General features: G+C 43.1%; 15 protein-coding genes. 7 read left to right on the forward strand and 8 right to left on the reverse strand.

Annotated features, from left to right (window positions below; genetic code table 11):
• Positions 1 to 2: 2 nt before the first annotated feature.
• The 5 genes from BMW86_RS18400 to tssD are packed head-to-tail and all read right to left on the reverse strand — an operon-like array spanning position 3 to position 4,892.
• Positions 3 to 1,343: a hypothetical protein gene (locus tag BMW86_RS18400; RefSeq protein ID WP_089783178.1), complete on the reverse strand. Its 1,341-nt coding sequence runs from the start codon at positions 1,341 to 1,343 to the stop codon at positions 3 to 5.
• An 8-nt stretch (positions 1,344 to 1,351) separates the two neighbouring features.
• Positions 1,352 to 3,199 (reverse strand): type VI secretion system Vgr family protein, encoded by a 1,848-nt coding sequence (locus BMW86_RS18405; RefSeq protein WP_089783179.1) that lies wholly within the window; start codon positions 3,197 to 3,199, stop codon positions 1,352 to 1,354.
• A gap of 12 nt (positions 3,200 to 3,211) precedes the next feature.
• Positions 3,212 to 3,985, reverse strand: coding sequence for a hypothetical protein (locus BMW86_RS18410; RefSeq protein WP_089783180.1), 774 nt, complete (start codon positions 3,983 to 3,985; stop codon positions 3,212 to 3,214).
• 5 nt (positions 3,986 to 3,990) lie between these two features.
• Positions 3,991 to 4,488 carry a type VI secretion system amidase effector protein Tae4 gene (locus tag BMW86_RS18415; protein ID WP_089783181.1) on the reverse strand — a complete coding sequence of 166 codons (498 nt, stop codon included), beginning with the start codon at positions 4,486 to 4,488 and terminating at the stop codon, positions 3,991 to 3,993.
• Between the two features lie 11 nt (positions 4,489 to 4,499).
• On the reverse strand, positions 4,500 to 4,892 hold the full coding sequence (gene tssD, locus BMW86_RS18420; RefSeq protein ID WP_089783182.1) for a type VI secretion system tube protein TssD: 393 nt from the start codon (positions 4,890 to 4,892) through the stop codon (positions 4,500 to 4,502).
• 425 nt (positions 4,893 to 5,317) lie between these two features.
• Here tssD and BMW86_RS18425 point away from each other — a divergent pair, with 425 nt between their 5' ends.
• From BMW86_RS18425 to BMW86_RS18445, 5 genes are all read left to right on the forward strand, one after another.
• Positions 5,318 to 7,765 (forward strand): AAA family ATPase, encoded by a 2,448-nt coding sequence (locus tag BMW86_RS18425; protein ID WP_089783183.1) that lies wholly within the window; start codon positions 5,318 to 5,320, stop codon positions 7,763 to 7,765.
• A 39-nt stretch (positions 7,766 to 7,804) separates the two neighbouring features.
• Positions 7,805 to 8,254 carry a hypothetical protein gene (locus BMW86_RS18430; protein WP_089783184.1) on the forward strand — a complete coding sequence of 150 codons (450 nt, stop codon included), beginning with the start codon at positions 7,805 to 7,807 and terminating at the stop codon, positions 8,252 to 8,254.
• An 18-nt stretch (positions 8,255 to 8,272) separates the two neighbouring features.
• A complete protein-coding gene (locus BMW86_RS18435) occupies positions 8,273 to 9,649 on the forward strand; it encodes a DUF5458 family protein (protein ID WP_089783185.1) in 1,377 nt (458 codons plus the stop codon).
• A gap of 259 nt (positions 9,650 to 9,908) precedes the next feature.
• Positions 9,909 to 10,769 carry a hypothetical protein gene (locus BMW86_RS18440; protein ID WP_089783186.1) on the forward strand — a complete coding sequence of 287 codons (861 nt, stop codon included), beginning with the start codon at positions 9,909 to 9,911 and terminating at the stop codon, positions 10,767 to 10,769.
• 3 nt (positions 10,770 to 10,772) lie between these two features.
• Positions 10,773 to 11,801, forward strand: coding sequence for a lytic transglycosylase domain-containing protein (locus BMW86_RS18445; RefSeq protein ID WP_089783187.1), 1,029 nt, complete (start codon positions 10,773 to 10,775; stop codon positions 11,799 to 11,801).
• A 1-nt stretch (position 11,802) separates the two neighbouring features.
• Here BMW86_RS18445 and BMW86_RS18450 read toward each other — a convergent pair whose 3' ends face one another.
• From BMW86_RS18450 to BMW86_RS18460, 3 genes are read right to left on the reverse strand one after another with little or no spacing between them, the layout of a single operon-like run.
• Positions 11,803 to 13,635 carry a type VI secretion system baseplate subunit TssF gene (locus tag BMW86_RS18450; RefSeq protein WP_089783188.1) on the reverse strand — a complete coding sequence of 611 codons (1,833 nt, stop codon included), beginning with the start codon at positions 13,633 to 13,635 and terminating at the stop codon, positions 11,803 to 11,805.
• A gap of 10 nt (positions 13,636 to 13,645) precedes the next feature.
• Positions 13,646 to 14,074 carry a GPW/gp25 family protein gene (locus BMW86_RS18455; RefSeq protein WP_177189302.1) on the reverse strand — a complete coding sequence of 143 codons (429 nt, stop codon included), beginning with the start codon at positions 14,072 to 14,074 and terminating at the stop codon, positions 13,646 to 13,648.
• A 5-nt stretch (positions 14,075 to 14,079) separates the two neighbouring features.
• Entirely contained in the window at positions 14,080 to 15,147 is a 1,068-nt protein-coding gene (locus tag BMW86_RS18460) for a PKD domain-containing protein (RefSeq protein WP_089783190.1), read from the reverse strand.
• 150 nt (positions 15,148 to 15,297) lie between these two features.
• On the opposite strand from BMW86_RS18460, the gene BMW86_RS18465 reads away from it, so the two are divergent.
• Positions 15,298 to 16,254, forward strand: coding sequence for a type VI secretion system baseplate subunit TssG (locus BMW86_RS18465; protein ID WP_089783191.1), 957 nt, complete (start codon positions 15,298 to 15,300; stop codon positions 16,252 to 16,254).
• A gap of 57 nt (positions 16,255 to 16,311) precedes the next feature.
• A complete protein-coding gene (locus BMW86_RS18470) occupies positions 16,312 to 17,166 on the forward strand; it encodes a TssN family type VI secretion system protein (RefSeq protein WP_089783192.1) in 855 nt (284 codons plus the stop codon).
• The last annotated feature ends 5 nt before the right edge of the window (positions 17,167 to 17,171 follow it).

Raw genomic sequence — 17,171 nt, forward strand, 5'->3', positions numbered from 1 at the left:
TTTTAAAGGTTCTCCATTTCCAGAGGCAGGTTCATAGGCATCCGGTTTTTCCGGATGGTATCAACATCAGTTTTCCAATCGGTCCCGAATAAACGTCCCATCTTTTCATCGATGCCATTGATCACGTCGGTCATTTTTTTAGAATGCGCATAATCGTAATAGTCACGCAAGAGATAGATATATATCGATGCACTTACTTCTTCATCAGACAATGGTAACCCGGCCAGATAGCCCTTTTCCAGGATATCATAATACCGACCGGCATCTTTGCGACGGCATAACTCTGCTGCCTGATACCAGGCATTTAAAGCCTGTTGGGAGAAGTTATGCAGCTGTGCCATCTCTGCCTGTTGTATAAACCAGTTAATGGCTTCTGTAAAGCGCCTGCGTATCTGCGCATAGGCGCCCTGATAACCATAAAACTGTACCAGCAACGGTAAACAGGCTGTATCGCCCTGTTGTACCCCCTGTTTGGATATACGTTGTCCGCGTTCCAGCAACAACGGTATCTGCGGATCTCTTTTAAAATGGAAGAGCATACCTGCATACATAATATGCGCAGTAGCAAACAATCCCTTGTTACCGCTTTTCTGGGTGCAGTCCAGCGCCGCCTGTCCCCAGCGATGCAGACGTTTTACATCTTTATCTTTGAGTGCTTCCCCCATTTCAAACACGCACTTGCGCATCATGATCTCGGGGTTGTTAGGATCGCCGCTGCCGCCTAGTTTACGAATGGCTGCATGCAGGTCCATAGGCACATGAATAGTACATAACATATCCGGGAATTGCCGGTCGTGCATTGCGAACTGTTCATTATTCAGATGGTCCAGTACCAGTAATTTCACACCTGATGGGATACCTTTTTTAAGGATGGTCGTCAGCCAGTTCCTCATGTCACGGGTATTGCTGACCTGTCTGGGTAAAAGCACTAATACCAGTTGTTGTTTCGCAGGTAAAGCACGTTGAAAAGAGGCCAGCATCCGCAATAAATCCTCATCACTTTTTCCCTGTGCAAAAGGTTTGGGGTCCCATGTAAAACCAGCATTACGCTGCTCCATTTCCTGTAGCAGGGCAGTACTGTTATTGTAAGTTTCCAGCCAGTCTTTTATAAGCGCTGCACTGTAAGTATCTTCATCTTCGAAATCAGTAAGGTGGGTAACGAATACTTCGGGTAAGCTGCCATGTGCAGAAGATTCCAGTTTTACGAAACCTTCATATACACGCGATTCTTCTGGTTTTATCACCATTCGCACCAGCTTCAGAGCAGGTTTGCCGCTTATCTTTTCCAGCCAGGCACGTTGTATATTATTGACCAGTTGGGCTATTGGGTTATGTTCATTCATGATACAGCTTAACAGTTAATGTTCACCATTCCACCCACTATATCAGTAGTGGTATTGCCATTCATTTTAATACTCAGACTGCTGATATCTACTTTGGTTTTTCCTACTACCTCATAGTGTTCTGCATTCAGCTTCATATTAGCAGTACTGATCATCTCATGCAGTGTATCTGCTGTAGTGGTGACTTTATCTGCTGCCGTATCTATTTTATTCGCTTTATTATCTATTGTAATCTGTGCAGGGCCTTCTCCTATCACTACGAGTTCGGATCCTTTAATATGGATTTCTTTGGAGATAAACTCTATCTTATTAGGCGCATCCACTATAATATGATCATCTGTTTTTACGGTCACCAGTGTCTGTGAATTGATAGTAATATTGCCGGCACCATCCATCGCCATAGAGCTGCCGTTTTTATCAGTAACGGTTACACTGCCTGCGGCATCATTCAGTACAATCATATTACCACTGCGTGTTTTAAGCGCTTTCACATCATTGCCTGCATTACCGTAACTGCTCTTGGCCTTACCATTATATGTACTGCCTATTACAAAAGGCTGTTCAGCATTACCGCCTTCAAATTCCGCTATAATTTCTTCTCCTACTTCAGGCATAATAAACAACCCTTTATCTCCACCACCGGAAGAAGATACCACCCTTATCCAGGGTGTTTGTCCCTGCTGCATCCAGCGGAACTTCACCTTAATACGTCCTAATCCTTTAGGATCATTATTTTCTACTACAGTTGCAGATTGCGGTTCGCAGTAGGGGATATTACTAAGGTCTACATGCGGAGTAGCAACATCAGCGGGTATGCCTTCAAACATATTATGATAGCTGCCATTGGCGCTACAGTAATGACGTACGCCTGTTACCATAAATTCCCCATGATGCTGTTCCTGTGAAAAAGCAGATTCATTGATACTAACAGTATCGCCAATACGGAAAGAAGGATTGGTACTGCTGCCTTTTAATACGACCATCTTCGCCAGCTGCCCTTTTTTCTTCAGCATGGTCATCTTATCTATCTGGGATTTGGCACTGCTGTTAAAGGCATAGTTCATTTTATATAAACCTTCGCGGCTGTATAACTTCGTGCTTATTTCATGTGCATGTTGCGAATAGGCATTCATCTTACCTACTTCTTTCGCCTGGGTATTATCTTCCACCACTGTATCCTGGCGATAGTCGTATCCGTTAAGACGTGCATTATTCGGCCGCACGGATAATTCAATATTAAAATCAAGTAAATCTACCTGGTGAGTGAGTACTGTTTTCTGTGGTGTATATTTACCAAAGATCTGTTGCTGTCCATCATAGAAAAACCACTCCCCATATCTTTCAGACAATCTCTTGATAAAAGAATAAGAAGTTTCTTTATACTGAACAATATACTTCTGTGCTTCTTTAGTCTCCGGACTGATAGTCGTTCTGAGTACATTAGGAGGATAGCTCTTTACAGTAGTGGAAACAATATCCGACAATGATTTATTTTCAAATGCAGCAATGTGCGGATCATCTTCCAGTAGTATACTCGGGCTTTGTCCTTTGATGATACAATGACCATGTGTGCCATCGCCCTGTTTACCAGTGGTAATATTCATCACAATTCCTTTGAAGATCAGGTTTTTTACACCAGACAGTTGCTCTGCCGGTGCCACATTGATCTCTACTTCTTCTCCCAGGAATTTGGTAGCGGCACCTGAAATACCTCCACCCAGTTTTTCAAACCAGTCATAGCTGACATATATCTCAAAATCGTGATGACCATTAATGTATTGTCGCAGTTCTATCGTATGAAACGTTTCGAACTGTTGTCCGGCAATGGAAAAAGAAGTTTTTGTATTAAGCGCCATGATGTTAATATTTTAATTCTTTTCTTTCAGAATAAGAGGCTTGCTAAGAAGTCCGTCCTTTTGTTGGGGATGCAGTACAACATCTGCACCATTGAATGCTACATTAAAGCCAGAGAAAGTAATTACTCCCTGTTTGTTGGATGTTAACTGAAAAGTGCTGCCGGATGTGATGGTCCAGGCATTGTATCCCGGTAACCCGCTAAGGTTCCCGTTTGCATCGGTATGTATATTGTCATATAACAGTTTACCATTGCCATCATATACGTCAAATTGTTTGCCTCTGAAATAGTAAGCGAGATAGTTATTGGTATGCATCCATAAAGGAGTGCCTGTCTTTTCTTTAGGTACTTTTGCAAACTGTACAGAATCTGTTCTTCCATCTTTACGACCAATACCCAGCCACAGATCTTCTTTATTATTATGACTGATTAATGTAAAGGATGCATCTTCAAACAAAGAAGATTGTCCGCCATTAAAGATGGGTTTATCCAGTTGCCATATCTTTCTGTCGGGCAGTACTTTTTCCCTGCTGATATGTACAGGGAAATATTCCGCACCATATGTATAGATACTGACGTTGTTGGACAGAATACGCAGAGAAGAGATAGGGCTGAGGTATTTGGAAAAGTCTACTGCTTTCCAGAAGGAGTCTTCCGGGGGATGCTGTTTGCGGGCATCCAAATAACTTTTAGGCATCCATACTGCGTTGTCTACTGTCACAGTTTGTGCAATAGCAGAAGTAGCAAATGCCAGTAAAAGGGTTATATACAAAATGGATCTTTTCATACACTTTAATTTACTTCCCAGAACCAGATCTGTTTCACACGATTATCATTCGTATAATCTCCGGTGGCTGTCTGTATCTGTGCGTTTACGTGATATAACAGATCTATATGATCTCCTGAATTATTTGTTCCGTAAAAATCCTTGAAGAAGATAATGCCGTTTTTAGACCAGTACTGATTACTGATGAAATCGTTTTTCTGTGCAGCATTACTACAATCGATGATCACAGGTTTACCATAATTACGCCATATCCAGGTAGCCAGGCTTTCAGCGCCCCTTGCATATCCGTGGGTGCATTTGGGGTCTGTATAATTGGCCAGGCTTACTCCTGATTTAATAAGACAGTACGACATCCTGATAGCGCACTGGTTTTCGTACTGATAAATTCCATTGCGGTCTTTCTCATCACACGGCATTGCGTGGCTACTACCGGGAGGAGCATCCCTGTCATGCGGATAGCTACTCCATAATGTGCTGAAAGACGGAAATTTCTTGATTCCCATTATGTGTAAAATTAAGCCTGAGGCCAGGGGTTCTGAAACGTGGAACTGCCCAGTTGTACTTCTCTCGCAGAGAGTACCAGTTTTATCTGCATAGGTATTTCACCACTTGCATGAAAATGCTCAAAGTATTCTACACAATAAGCATCAGTAAATTTCAGCTCTTTCATTTTAGACATCGCATCACGGCGAAAGAAAACAATACTGCCACTTTTAGTCTGTGTATTGGATATCATCCAGTCGAACAATGATGTATTACCATCTGATTCAAGTAATACTGTGAGTGAGCCTCCTGTGGGTCGGGCAGCGGGTTTTCCGTTATGATCTGTATGTTGCGAAAAAGAAAATTGGCAATCCAGTACGTTGATTTCTTCTCCGTCTAATCGCATTACTGCTTTGAATGACATACTTGTTAGGTTTTTGGATTAACTATAACTACAAATAAAGACAAATGGTCGGTACGAAAATAAATTATTCTGCCAGATAATCAGCATCATTTTGAAAAAATTAACTGATAACAGGGAGTAATTTATAATGGTATAATATGTTACTTTTATCTAAAATGATTATTAATTGATATTTGTTTAAAATGGTTAACTCTGATAAAGATGATTGATTGAGAATTGCTTAACTGTAATTGACATAGCAGTGTATAAAAGTGATTACACATACACTGCTATATTTACAGCACTCATATAAGCCCCTATAGCGCATTTCAACAGCGTAATAAATAATTCATATACATTTTAGCTGTATCTTTATCCCTGTTAATAATGCCCATATAATCGTAACCCTTTTTAAATAATAAACGGAAAAACCTATAAGTTAACTAATGACCCTGGCTACGTATACAATATATGCTCCGGAAGTGCAGGCCACCATTCGCATTGCACAAGCCCTCGCAAAAGAACACCATCATGTGCATTATACTCCTGCGCACCTGTTACTCGCATGTTTACATAGAGAAATAAATTTATCTGCTTCTTTACAGGCCATGGATATTGATATCTATTACCTGGAAGAATGGGCAGAAGTACGACTGGATAGTTTGCCTAAAGCAACAAGACCATCTGATGAGCCTGAACCGGATGAACACGCTGCTAACGTATTACAGGAAGCAGATGCGGTAAGACTGGAATACGACCTTGATGCAGCAGATGCCTGGTGCGTACTGATAGCATTAAGTACCCCCGGAGTAGGATTTTCATATGAGCAGTTGAAGACATTCCCGTTGCAACGTGAACAGTTACTTACTCATTTCAGTAAGACTGCGGCACAACCTGCAGCGAAGTCTAACGGTACTGGTAAAACGACCGCACTCAGGTATATCTATCGCCTTACTGATCCGCAACGTCTGCAATCTGAACATGCACTCGCAGGCCGGGATGCAGAGGTGCGTACCATGATAGAAATCCTTACCCGTAAGGGACGTTCCAGCATCCTGCTGATAGGAGAGGGAGGTATAGGCAAAACATCTATGGCTACTGCACTGGCACGTGCCATCATTAATAAACAGGCGCCATCACAATTACATAATACCGATGTATACACACTGGACTATGGTACATTCATCGCCGGTGCTGCTTATAAAAACGAACTGGAAGACCGCCTGCAACAAATCATTCAGCAATTACAAACTGCCGGCCGGCACATATTATTTATAGACAATCTGCATACCTTACTTGATAAGCAACCCAATACAGCCGGCGGCATCGCCAACGTATTAAAAGCTGCCCTCGGTAAAGGTGATATCACGGTTGTTGGTACCAGCACCCCGGAAGGTTTCCGCAAGCTGATAGAACCAGACAGCCTGCTGCGTCACTGCTTTGAAACAATCACTTTATCAGAACCGGATGAAGCACTCGCTGCCCGTATGATCCAGGCAGTAGTACCTGACTACGAAAGCTACTACGGACTAACTGCTGATCATGAAGTGATAGCAGATGCTATCCGCCTCGCCCGCCGTTATCTCAAAGAACGCAGTCTGCCGGACAGTGCCATTAATTTGATGGACCGTACCCTGGCAGCCGTACGTACTACACAGGATACCGGTGAGCAAATTCTTGCCGATCTGAAAACCAAACTGGAAGTTGCAGGGGATAGCCGTCCGGAATTACTCTGGTGGTATCAGCAATTAAGGCAGCGTTTAAGCGCCTTATTGATTACAAGGCTACAGATAGACCAGGAGATCTCTAAAATCGAAGATACGGGCACTTTAAAGGCCATTCTGCTCAATCTGATTGAACAGTTGGAACCTATAGTGCAAAATAAGGCCACTGCGGTTACAACAACAGACCTGGCCACCATGATTGCAGAAAGCACCGGTATTCCCCTGGGTAAGATCCAATCCGGGGAAAGGGAGCGACTGGTTAACATGGACAAAGAACTGCAAAAGCGTGTAGTCGGACAGGACCATGCGCTTAAAACAGTAGCCGAAGCTATCCTGGAATCCCGCTCAGGATTGAGCCGGCCGGGACAACCAATAGGTTCGTTCTTCTTCCTGGGGCCAACGGGTACGGGTAAGACGGAACTGGCCAAATCTTTGGCAGACTTCTTGTTCCAGGATGAGCGGTCCATGATCCGGTTTGATATGTCTGAGTTTAAGGAAGAGCATTCTGCTGCTCTCCTGTATGGTGCGCCCCCGGGTTATGTAGGTTATGAGGAAGGAGGTTTACTGGTAAACAAGATCCGCCAGCAACCCTATGCCGTTGTATTGTTCGATGAGATTGAAAAAGCACACCCTTCCGTATTCGACATTTTTCTGCAGATAATGGATGAAGGTAAATTACACGACCGTCTTGGTAAAACAGGTGATTTTTCCAATGCCCTTATTCTGTTCACTTCCAATATAGGTAGCGATGTGATTACGCAGTCGTTCCGCCAGGGTGTTATCCCACCTTCGCAACAGTTAATGGAACTGATGACGCGTCACTTCCGCCCTGAATTCCTGGGCCGCTTAACAGAGATTGTTCCGTTTGGCCCGATTCAACAGGAAAATGTGGTGAAGATCTTCGATATTCATCTGCAACACTTACTGCAATTGCTGAAACAGCAGCAGATCTCCTTAGAGGTTTCGCTGGCAGCAAGACAGCAACTGGCCGCAGAAGGTTATTCCCCCTTATACGGGGCAAGACCGTTAAAAGAAGTAATCCGCAGCCGCCTGCGAAAACCATTGTCAAGGATGATTATTGAAGGTAGCCTGCAACCCCATACGGCAGTTAAACTGGATATAGATAAGAACGGGGAGCTGCAATGGGACATAGTAGCATCAGAATTGTAAGATACCATAGAGCATTTATTGTTGTAAAAACCACTTAATATGAATGATAATTACGGAATTGGCGGTAACGAAGTAAGACTCGACGCTAATGAGGCCATTATTGAAATCTCTCACAACCGGACATTGTTTGCTGAAAAGTTAACCCAGCAAACACCTGTTAAACCGGAAATAGTACAGGGATTAACAAGTGTAGAGGATGTGTTTGAGAACTACAAACCTTCCGTTAACATGCTTTTTCATGACGCAGAAGGCCGCACAGTACCCGAAAGTCTGGAGTTCCATAACCTTGGGGACTTTGGTGTAAAAGGTATCACTGCCCAAAGCGATTTTTTGAATAACCTGTCCACCGAAAAGGAACAGTACCTCAAAATCATGAAACATCTTAAAACAAATAAGATATTGAAAAGCGCACTGGCAGATCCTGCAGCAAGACAGGCATTACTAACTTCTGTAAAGTCATTACTGGCTGATCTGAAAAACAACAAATAACCCATAATTCATTATCATATGGCAGAATTACAAAAACAACCGGAGTCACAGGATCAGCTTCAGGCCACTCCCGGTCAGCAATCTGCATCCCTTGATCAAAGTTTGGATACATTGGCCAAATACGGCGGGTTCGATCTGCTGGAAGGTACGATCGAAGGCATACAGAATATCAATCCCGAACGTAAAGCACGTCGTAATATATTTTTAACAGAAAGCTCCAAAAAGAGTGAAAGGGAAAAGCTGAGAAAAACCCTGGAACTGTGGGAGAAAGTACTGACAGAAGCTCAGGACCTGCCTGATATGGTCAGCTTCTGTACAGAACATTCCGAACAGGCAGACAGAATTCTCACCAATAACCTGTCAGAGGCAGTGGAAAGCACCCGCGAACTGGAACAATCCTATCGTAACGTGGCCCTGTTCTTTAAAAACACAGAGTCAGATAAAGTAAAGAACGTTGCCTTCATCAATGCTGATCCGGATCAGTTAAAAGATCTGGACAACACACGTTTCATCGATGCGGTGCAACAGGAACTGGTATCGAACTACGACCGTTTAGACCTGCGTGGTAACTATAGTCTGCTGGTAATACCCGGTTACTTAGGGTCCAATAAAGTGATAGAAAAATGGGCCAAGATCGCGTATGAAAATAAAGCGATGCTGGTAACAGATTTCTCTCACCTGGATGCACCGGACGATGTGATGGAAATGTTTGAACTCGCTAACCTTACCGGTGGTGAAGTACATCGTTCCAATGTGATCATGTCCTGTAACTGGCTGGTTGGTCGTGGTAAGTTTGATGAAATTCATGAAGAGGATAATCTCTATATTCCACCTTCCGGTGCACTGGCAGGTAAGATCTATAAAACACTGATGTCTCAGGTAACTGCCGGTAAGAAATTCGGTGGTATCAATGAGGTAGATGGCGTGAAATTCGAACTGAAGAAAAGTGAAATTGCCAGCCTGGAAAAAATGGGATTGATCCCTATGGTAAAGGAGTATGGTAAGGTAATGGCCTTTAGTGCGAAAACATTATTCAACGGAGATAACCTTGGTTTACAGACTTACTCCGTTGTACGTGTATTTGACTACGTTACAAAAGTACTGATGGACTTCCTTAACCGTCGCGCTTTCGAAAACTTCAATGCCAATACCCGAAAAGACCTGATGAAGCAGATCATCCGTTTCCTGGACAGTATTACCGGTCCGGAAAAACTGATAGAGGATTTCAATATCCGCCGCTTTGAACAGGATACTATTCAAAAAGACTTAATCCACCTGGATATTCACCTCAAACCATATTTCCCTGCAAAGAACTTCCTGATTAAAATGGAAGGACATAAAGGAGAAGATATGAACAACGAGTGGGATACTGAATATGAACAGGATAAATCATGATTTCAAGTAGCAAGCACCATCAGAAGGTTATTGCTTGTGAAAAATGTCTATTCATATATACTAAGTAATCTGGCTCCGTTAGGAGCCCCGTGTTTGTAGAAATATGACACACTAAGTAAAACAGACTCCGTAGGAGTCCCCTTAAAGTAGTAAAATAGGGGACTCCTATGGAGTCTAAATTAAATATCACAATTTATTTGCTACAAACACGAAGCTCCTAACGGAGCTTTGATTGCAAATCATCTTGTAGTTAAATAGAATGGAAAAGAATTATCAGATGAAGCATGCGTTAACAGTCTTCTGCTGTTTATTGTTTTGGAATAGCGTGCTTGGACAAAAACAGACAGATAGCATTATTACAACTAAAGGCGCTGTCACCCTTATCACCTGTGGAGCTGCGATAAGTACATTTCAAATTGGAGATGGTAAAAATTCAGATTATGATTACCGGATTGTAGATGGAACTATCGTGTTCATAAGGCCCATCGTTGCCAATCCAAGAACAACGAACCTGGTCATTCGTGAAGGAGAGAATATCCACTACATGATCCTCGCATTCCGGGATAAGGTAGACCTTTCCCGTTTAAAGTATACGCTGTCTCCTGCTAAAGGTGGCGCGGCAAAAGGTACAGAACAGCCGCAGCAATCTGCAACACCGGAAGAGGAAGAAGAGCCGGCAGTTACATCAAATATTGATACTGTAACGGTAAGCCGTATAGCCAGCGACTTTATGCAGCAGAAAAGGGTCAGCCATCAGTACGAAACAACGGCAGATGGTATCACGCTCAATTTCTCACAGGTAATGATACTGGATAGCCTGGTATACTTCTGCTTCCACATTAAAAACCGGACAAACGATCCTTACATCATTGGCAAAACAACGCTGATGCATAAAACAGTGAAGGATTCTGCGGTGCTTAATCCAATGCCGGTTCTTTATAGAAAAGCTAATACTACATTGGCTGCCAGAGGCGAACAACAACTGGTGTATGTAACAACAGCCCCGGTTTTTAAAAAGAATGATGAAGTGATTATGGTGATTTATAACGGACTGAATAAAGATCAGGTAGTACTATACACACCCGTAAGTGCTTTCCCTAAGTATATGATCAGTAAATAAAACATGCGTTATTATACCCGTCATATATTGTTTGTAATCTGCTGCTTTGCGGTAATAACAGTCAATGCCCAACAGGTAAATTTTTGTGGAGAATCCGTTCCTCTGGAAAAAGAGTTTGTCTCTTACCGTTTAATGGATGTAATAAAAGGCAACTTACGTCACCGTAATTTCCTGCCTTTCCTGAAAGCAAAAACAGATATATATTTCCCCCTCATTATTCCCATTTTACAGCAATACAATATACCTGAAGATTTTAAATACCTGCCCGTAGTAGAAAGTGGCTTTACAAATGCCACTTCTCCTGTGGGAGCCCAGGGCGTATGGCAGTTTATGCCGGCAACAGCTGCTGCATTAGGACTGGATGTAAGTTATAATAACGATGAACGCAATCACTTACTCAAGTCTACCCACGCCGCCTGTCGTTATTTACAACAGTTACATGAACAGTTACATTCATGGACATTGGCCGCCGCTGCTTATAATGCAGGTGCGGGTAATATTTCCCGTAATGTAAAAAGACAGGGGAGTAAGGATTATTATCAGCTGATGCTGAATAGTGAAACAGCGCAATATCTCTACAAGATCATTGCCATCAAACAACTCTTCGAAAGCCCGGAACTCTATATGCCTGGTTTCGGATATAATGTATTTGATAAGAGTACTGTTAATGGATCTGTATTCTCCTCAGCTCCCGCAGCTTCGAATAATGATTTCAAGAGCATCCGTATCAACATGGGCAAACAAAGCAGCAGTAAAACTACCTACATCGCATATGCTGCACGGCTGCAAAGCAATATAGGCTTCCAGGATGGACAGCTGGTAAGTATCTTACTGTTAGATGATTTACAATCAAATGGAGTCTATATCAGGAAAAATACAAAATTGTCAGGAAGAGGATGGCTGGTCAGCAACCGTATTTATGTAGATTTGGGATTTGGAAACACAATAGTCTTGTGTGATAAAGGGGGAAACAAAGGAGTACCGCCTGACGTTCTCAAATCAGGCGGCGATGTCCGTTTAAAACAAATATAATTTACATCAGCACTTCATTCATAAATATCCTGTAAGGATAATTATTCGCAGAGTGCTCCTGCAACTGTGTTAACAACTCATCTTTCAGATAAACAAGATTTCCCGCGGCATAATGTTCCGCCGGCTTTGACAGCAGGATCTTAATATCCATTGTTCTGCTATAGCCTTCCGTAGAACCCTGCTTCACTGTTACACCTTTTGATATAGCTACCTCACGCACTTCTTTACCCAACACAGCCCTGCACAATGCTTTAATATCTTCCGGTGTCACCACCCGGTTACGACTTAACAAATGATACCGGTAAAGATTGATCTTCTCATCTATATTCAACCTGTCTTTTCCTCCCTGGGTATTCGACAACAGGGTGATAGTACCCGGTTTTACCTGTATACTGCCATACTCCTGCAAATGACTACCCATGCGGATGTTATTTGCAATACTACCATTGGTTGTATAAAACTCTAAGAACAGATAGTCTGCATTCTCCCTTGGCTTGATCATCAGGTAAGGAATGTTCCCCCTGTTGGTACCGGGCTGCAACTGTTCTTCCAGAGAAGCAATTAACTGGTGTAACTCCCGCATTCTGCTGGCCACATAATCATTCCGCACTTCTTCAAACATTGCACTCTCATCCCTGATGACCTCTATCAGGTATGCAATGATCTCCTTGGCTTCCCTGGAATCAAACCTGCCTATTCCACTGCTACGGATCACCAGTTCTCCTTCCTGCATTTCTCCGGCCGTAGTAAAGTTCCTTACATGGTAGTCAAATCCACTGGTATCATACACCCGCTTCACATCAAAATAAATATCCGCAGTATGCAGGGGCATAATGTTGAGGTACTTATTCAGACGTTGCGACTGCTCATTCACCTTTTTGTTAATCACCGGAAAACAGTTAATCGAACAAAACAGGTCTTCTAAAAGAGAATGACGGATAGTCTCCGGGAATTCCACCCGTATCCAGCAGATCTCATTATTATAAGGGGCAAAGCTATTCCCGAATATCTGCTGCAAAGTAGCCGGTGCCGGTTGCTGAGGCGGTAAGCCTATACTGCTGGTGACTGTTAAAAAGTGCCGGCGAAAACGCTGTAATACCTGCTGGCTATACTTGCTGTTCGTATCAAAAGCCGGCTGCATAATCGCATCCAGGTCTTCTTCCGCAGAAGCACGGCTATGACTGTACCCGCTTTTAAAAGTGAGTTCAGTATTACCTATAAAAACGTGGGACAAAGGCAGATAGTAATAAAACATCTCCTGCTGATGCACATTCCTCAGATCAAAAAACAAAGACAATCCTTCCAGAGAAGAAGGTGTGCCTTCCATATTCAGCCCCAGCCACAAATGATTCGGTGGGGTATTTGTTTGCAAAGTCCCCTGTAACACCTGTTCCTTAAACCACTGCTCTTTGCTTTCATAGAGTTTATTCCCTATTGCCATATACTTCACCTGCCCGCGGAACAACTTATGCTGCGCCACTGGCATGAAAAACAAATCCTGACTGTTAAACCCGTTCCTTAGTGTATAAAAAAACTGGTGATCAGGTGTAAGCGTAGTCGTTGTTTCATTACTGCTGGCATGCAGGATGCCATACGCAGGCTGACTGCTGGTAATAGGCTCCGGCATCATGATCTGCGCCAGTCTTTCCACCAGTCGTGCATGTGATACGTCCACTTCCCCGGAAATCTTTTCCAGCTCACTCGCACAAGCCTCTAAGAGCAACTGTACGATAGGGTCAAAAGATGTTTCTACTTCAGCATCCGGGTATCCCCATAATCTGGCAGCAGTTTTCAGCATCCGGTCTTTTATTCTTTCTTTTTGTTCTTTCGCCATGACAATAAGTTTAATCGTAAGACAACGGGCTTACATAAAAGAAACTATTATAGTGAAAAGGGGTTTTATTCCGTGCCAGTACACCCGTTACTGTTACTCTTATTTTCTTCTTCACTTTGCGGGAAGTGGCTGAAGGAAATTCTTCCTGGCTCACCATGGCAACTACTCTTATCTGTGATAATCTTTTCTCATATCGTATAATAGAGGCTTTGATAGCCAGCTCTACAGACTCTTTCACTTCGTTATTGGAAGCGCGGATATCAAAATCAGAATCCCAGAGCTGACAGCCATATTGAGGATCATCTTTATTCTCACCCAGTACGGTAGTAATGAGCAATTGTATATGCTGGGCCACAGACTCTTCCAGGTTGCAATCAGGAAGGTCCTTCTTTTGCAGCATGCGGGAAAAGTCCAGTGGCAGTTTATAATATTGTTTCATGATCATTAGAATATACCCAGGAATTTCTTATCATATCTGATACGGATCTCTTTCACACAACCATTCTGATCTTTGATCAGGTTCACCAGCTCTATTTTAAAGCGTTTCTTACCACGGATGCGGGAGCAGAAATGAGAGAACGAGTCGGTATCCTTATCATTCAGTAATACATTTGCGTTAAGGTTATTACAGAGGAAAGGAGAGAAGTCGCCCGCACTCTTTTGCTTATCTATCACCTGGGCCAGCATAAACTTAAACTCATCATCCGAAATAGACGGCGTTTTAGGCTTTTCCGGCACTGGTTGTGCCGCAGCAGCATTATCTGCCGGTTTCGGCTCTTCAGGGAAAGGCATGGGTTCAAAATGCTCATTACGGCGTGCTGGCTGTGAAGCAAACACCTGTATGTGTTTTGTCACCATCTTGCTGGTATCCCCGTTCACGATCAGGGTTAAAATGCGTTCACCTGGTGAGGAGAATGTATACACAACTGATTTTCCGCTATGCGTTTCAGCGCCGTTCTGCAACAAACGCCATTGCCATTTGGTAGCATTGGAAGAATGGTTGGTAAAGGTCACAGGGCGTCCTGCAAGCGTTTCAGAAGGGCCTTCTATCACAGGGAACAGGTCGGATGATGGAAGAGGAACATTGTCCTGAATAGCGTTCACCACTACCACTTCCTGATGCCAGCTGCACTTTCCGCCCCGCACAGTTACCGTGTAACTGCCTGCTTTATTAAAAGCGTGGTATACCTGCAAACCCTGTGCCTGGTCGGTAGAATCACCAAAATCCCAGGAAATGTCTGCACGGGTTTTACCGGTATTGTCTGCTTTGAAAGTAATCACCTCACCGGTGGTAAATGAATTGTGTTTTTTTGCATTCTGCTGGCTGGACAGTAATATGCTGCCCTTGCTGCAATCTTCCTTGCCGGAAACCTGGAAGGCCAGTATGACAATACTGATTGCCAGTAAAGAAAGGAACGTATACAGTACCATTGGGTCGATATGGCTTGTAATCTTACGAAATGGTGTGTACGTACTCACTTTTCGCTCGTTTGTTGACTTGCGTGGGGTCATGGGTTCTTTGGGTTTTTCGTATTTATGCAATTTTAAATATTTTTTTAGATAAATTGCTAAACAACCTACATTCGCTATTGAAATTTTAACATTTGAAAAGCGGAATGTGACCCAGAACCCAAAGTGAGGAAAACCTAAATTAACCAGTTGATGTTAAATAATGCCCAAAAAGCCAATGTGCTGGAAGAAGTGATAGACCATATCAGGCGCTTACATTACGATGTACGTGCAGAAGTCGTTGTAGGTGAACTACTGGATAATCATGTGCAGGAAGATGAAGTGGCGGTACAAATGCAGAACGTTTTTACACGTGCTTTTAATAAAGATATTTTAGATGCACAATTGGATGATTCACAACCCTATCATCCCTTTATTACATTAACATTATCCCGCGATGGGATTTATGACCGTCTTCCCGAAGGACTTTTCCATGAGTTTACACCGCAGAAACAACAGCGTGCTGTCAGCGACATGGTGGCCAATTATAAAAAACAGCAGAAGGAACAACAGGAAGCACGCAAGTTTTTCCGCCCCATAGAACATGAGTTTTTTTTACAACGTGTATTCCTGGAACAACGCGAAAAACACTTGCTGTTTGATGCTTTCGGGAAAGATGCTGATCAGCTTTTCCTGTCCTTCTGGGGTATCCCCACCGGCTTGCCTTCCACAGGTGTGAACAGGCTGGTAAAACTATTACCGTATATTCATCGTATAGCAGGTAACCTGCCACTCGTTCAATTATACTTACAAGCTATTCTGGATGAACCCGTTCGTGTCACAGCAGAAAACGGTTCAAGCGCTGTACCGGCAGGTATACAGACCGGACTGGGAGAATGCCGTCTTGGAATAGATACCATGACAGGCAATCTTTTCTACACGGATATGCCCCGTGTAAAAGTAACAATAGGTCCCCTGCAACAGCGGCGTATATACGATTTCCTGCCCTGGCAACCTTATGGTAAATTACTGGAAGTATGCCTGGGCTTTCTGTTGCCTGCAGATGTGGAAGTGGAAACAGTGCTGGAACCCCATCCCGAAGAGAAAAAAATAGTAGTGGCTGATAACCAGCCTAAAGAAGGCATTATGGGCTACAATTTTTATCTATAGGCATTAAATGGAACTATTTTTGCATTTAAACCATACTTAACCCTACTTTGAATAACTATGATGATCAGAGGTAAAATCTACTTTGTACTGGCACTGGTGATCGCTATCGGCGCATTGATAGTGGGACTGCTGGGACGTTATATTAAAAACTTTACGTTATATAAGAAAAAGGCATTGTGGTATCTCGCAGGTATGACCCTTGCATATGCCGTGATCAGTTCCATTCCTTTTCTTTTTACACACCAGAACCTGATGAACCAATACTTGTTTTACCAGGTGTGGTTCATGGGGCTTGGAGTAGTACATTGTCATCTCATGTACACTCATTTCTGGGCAAATGAAAACACGCTTGGCTCCGAACTGGCCTTTATTATAGCCATCTGGTTATTTGGTGGTATAGGATTCGTGCTGGTGCAATACCTCTTCACACAGGGAGATTTTCTCTATTACCCCATGCTCACCTGCCTGTTAGTTTTTGCATTGCCCACATTTGTATACAAGACTTTCGAAAGGATGATGGCCATACCGGTGAAGCTCCATAAATGGTGGCAATACCCCGCTTACCAGGATCAGCCGGAAGTGAATGAAGATGATATGCGGGATATCATCGTAGTAGGTTTTGAACTGGAAAAGAAAAGTGCGGATGAAGACCGTACTTATTTCAGGGCACGTACTCCTATCAAGATGGACCTGGGAGACCTGTTCTATCATTTTGTAGCAGACTACAACGACAAATACCCGAATACACCTATTGATATCATGGATGCCAACGGACAGCCCTATGGCTGGGTATTCCACCTCAAATCCAGATGGCTGGGTATAGCCAGCACACTGGACCCTGAAAAACCGGTATTCATGAATGGTATGAGGGAGAACAGCGTCATCATATGCAGCAGAGTAGTAATCAATTAAATATT

Origin of the sequence: Chitinophaga sp. YR573, assembly GCF_900110995.1 — a bacterium.
In the GTDB taxonomy this organism is placed as follows: Bacteria; Bacteroidota; Bacteroidia; order Chitinophagales; family Chitinophagaceae; genus Chitinophaga.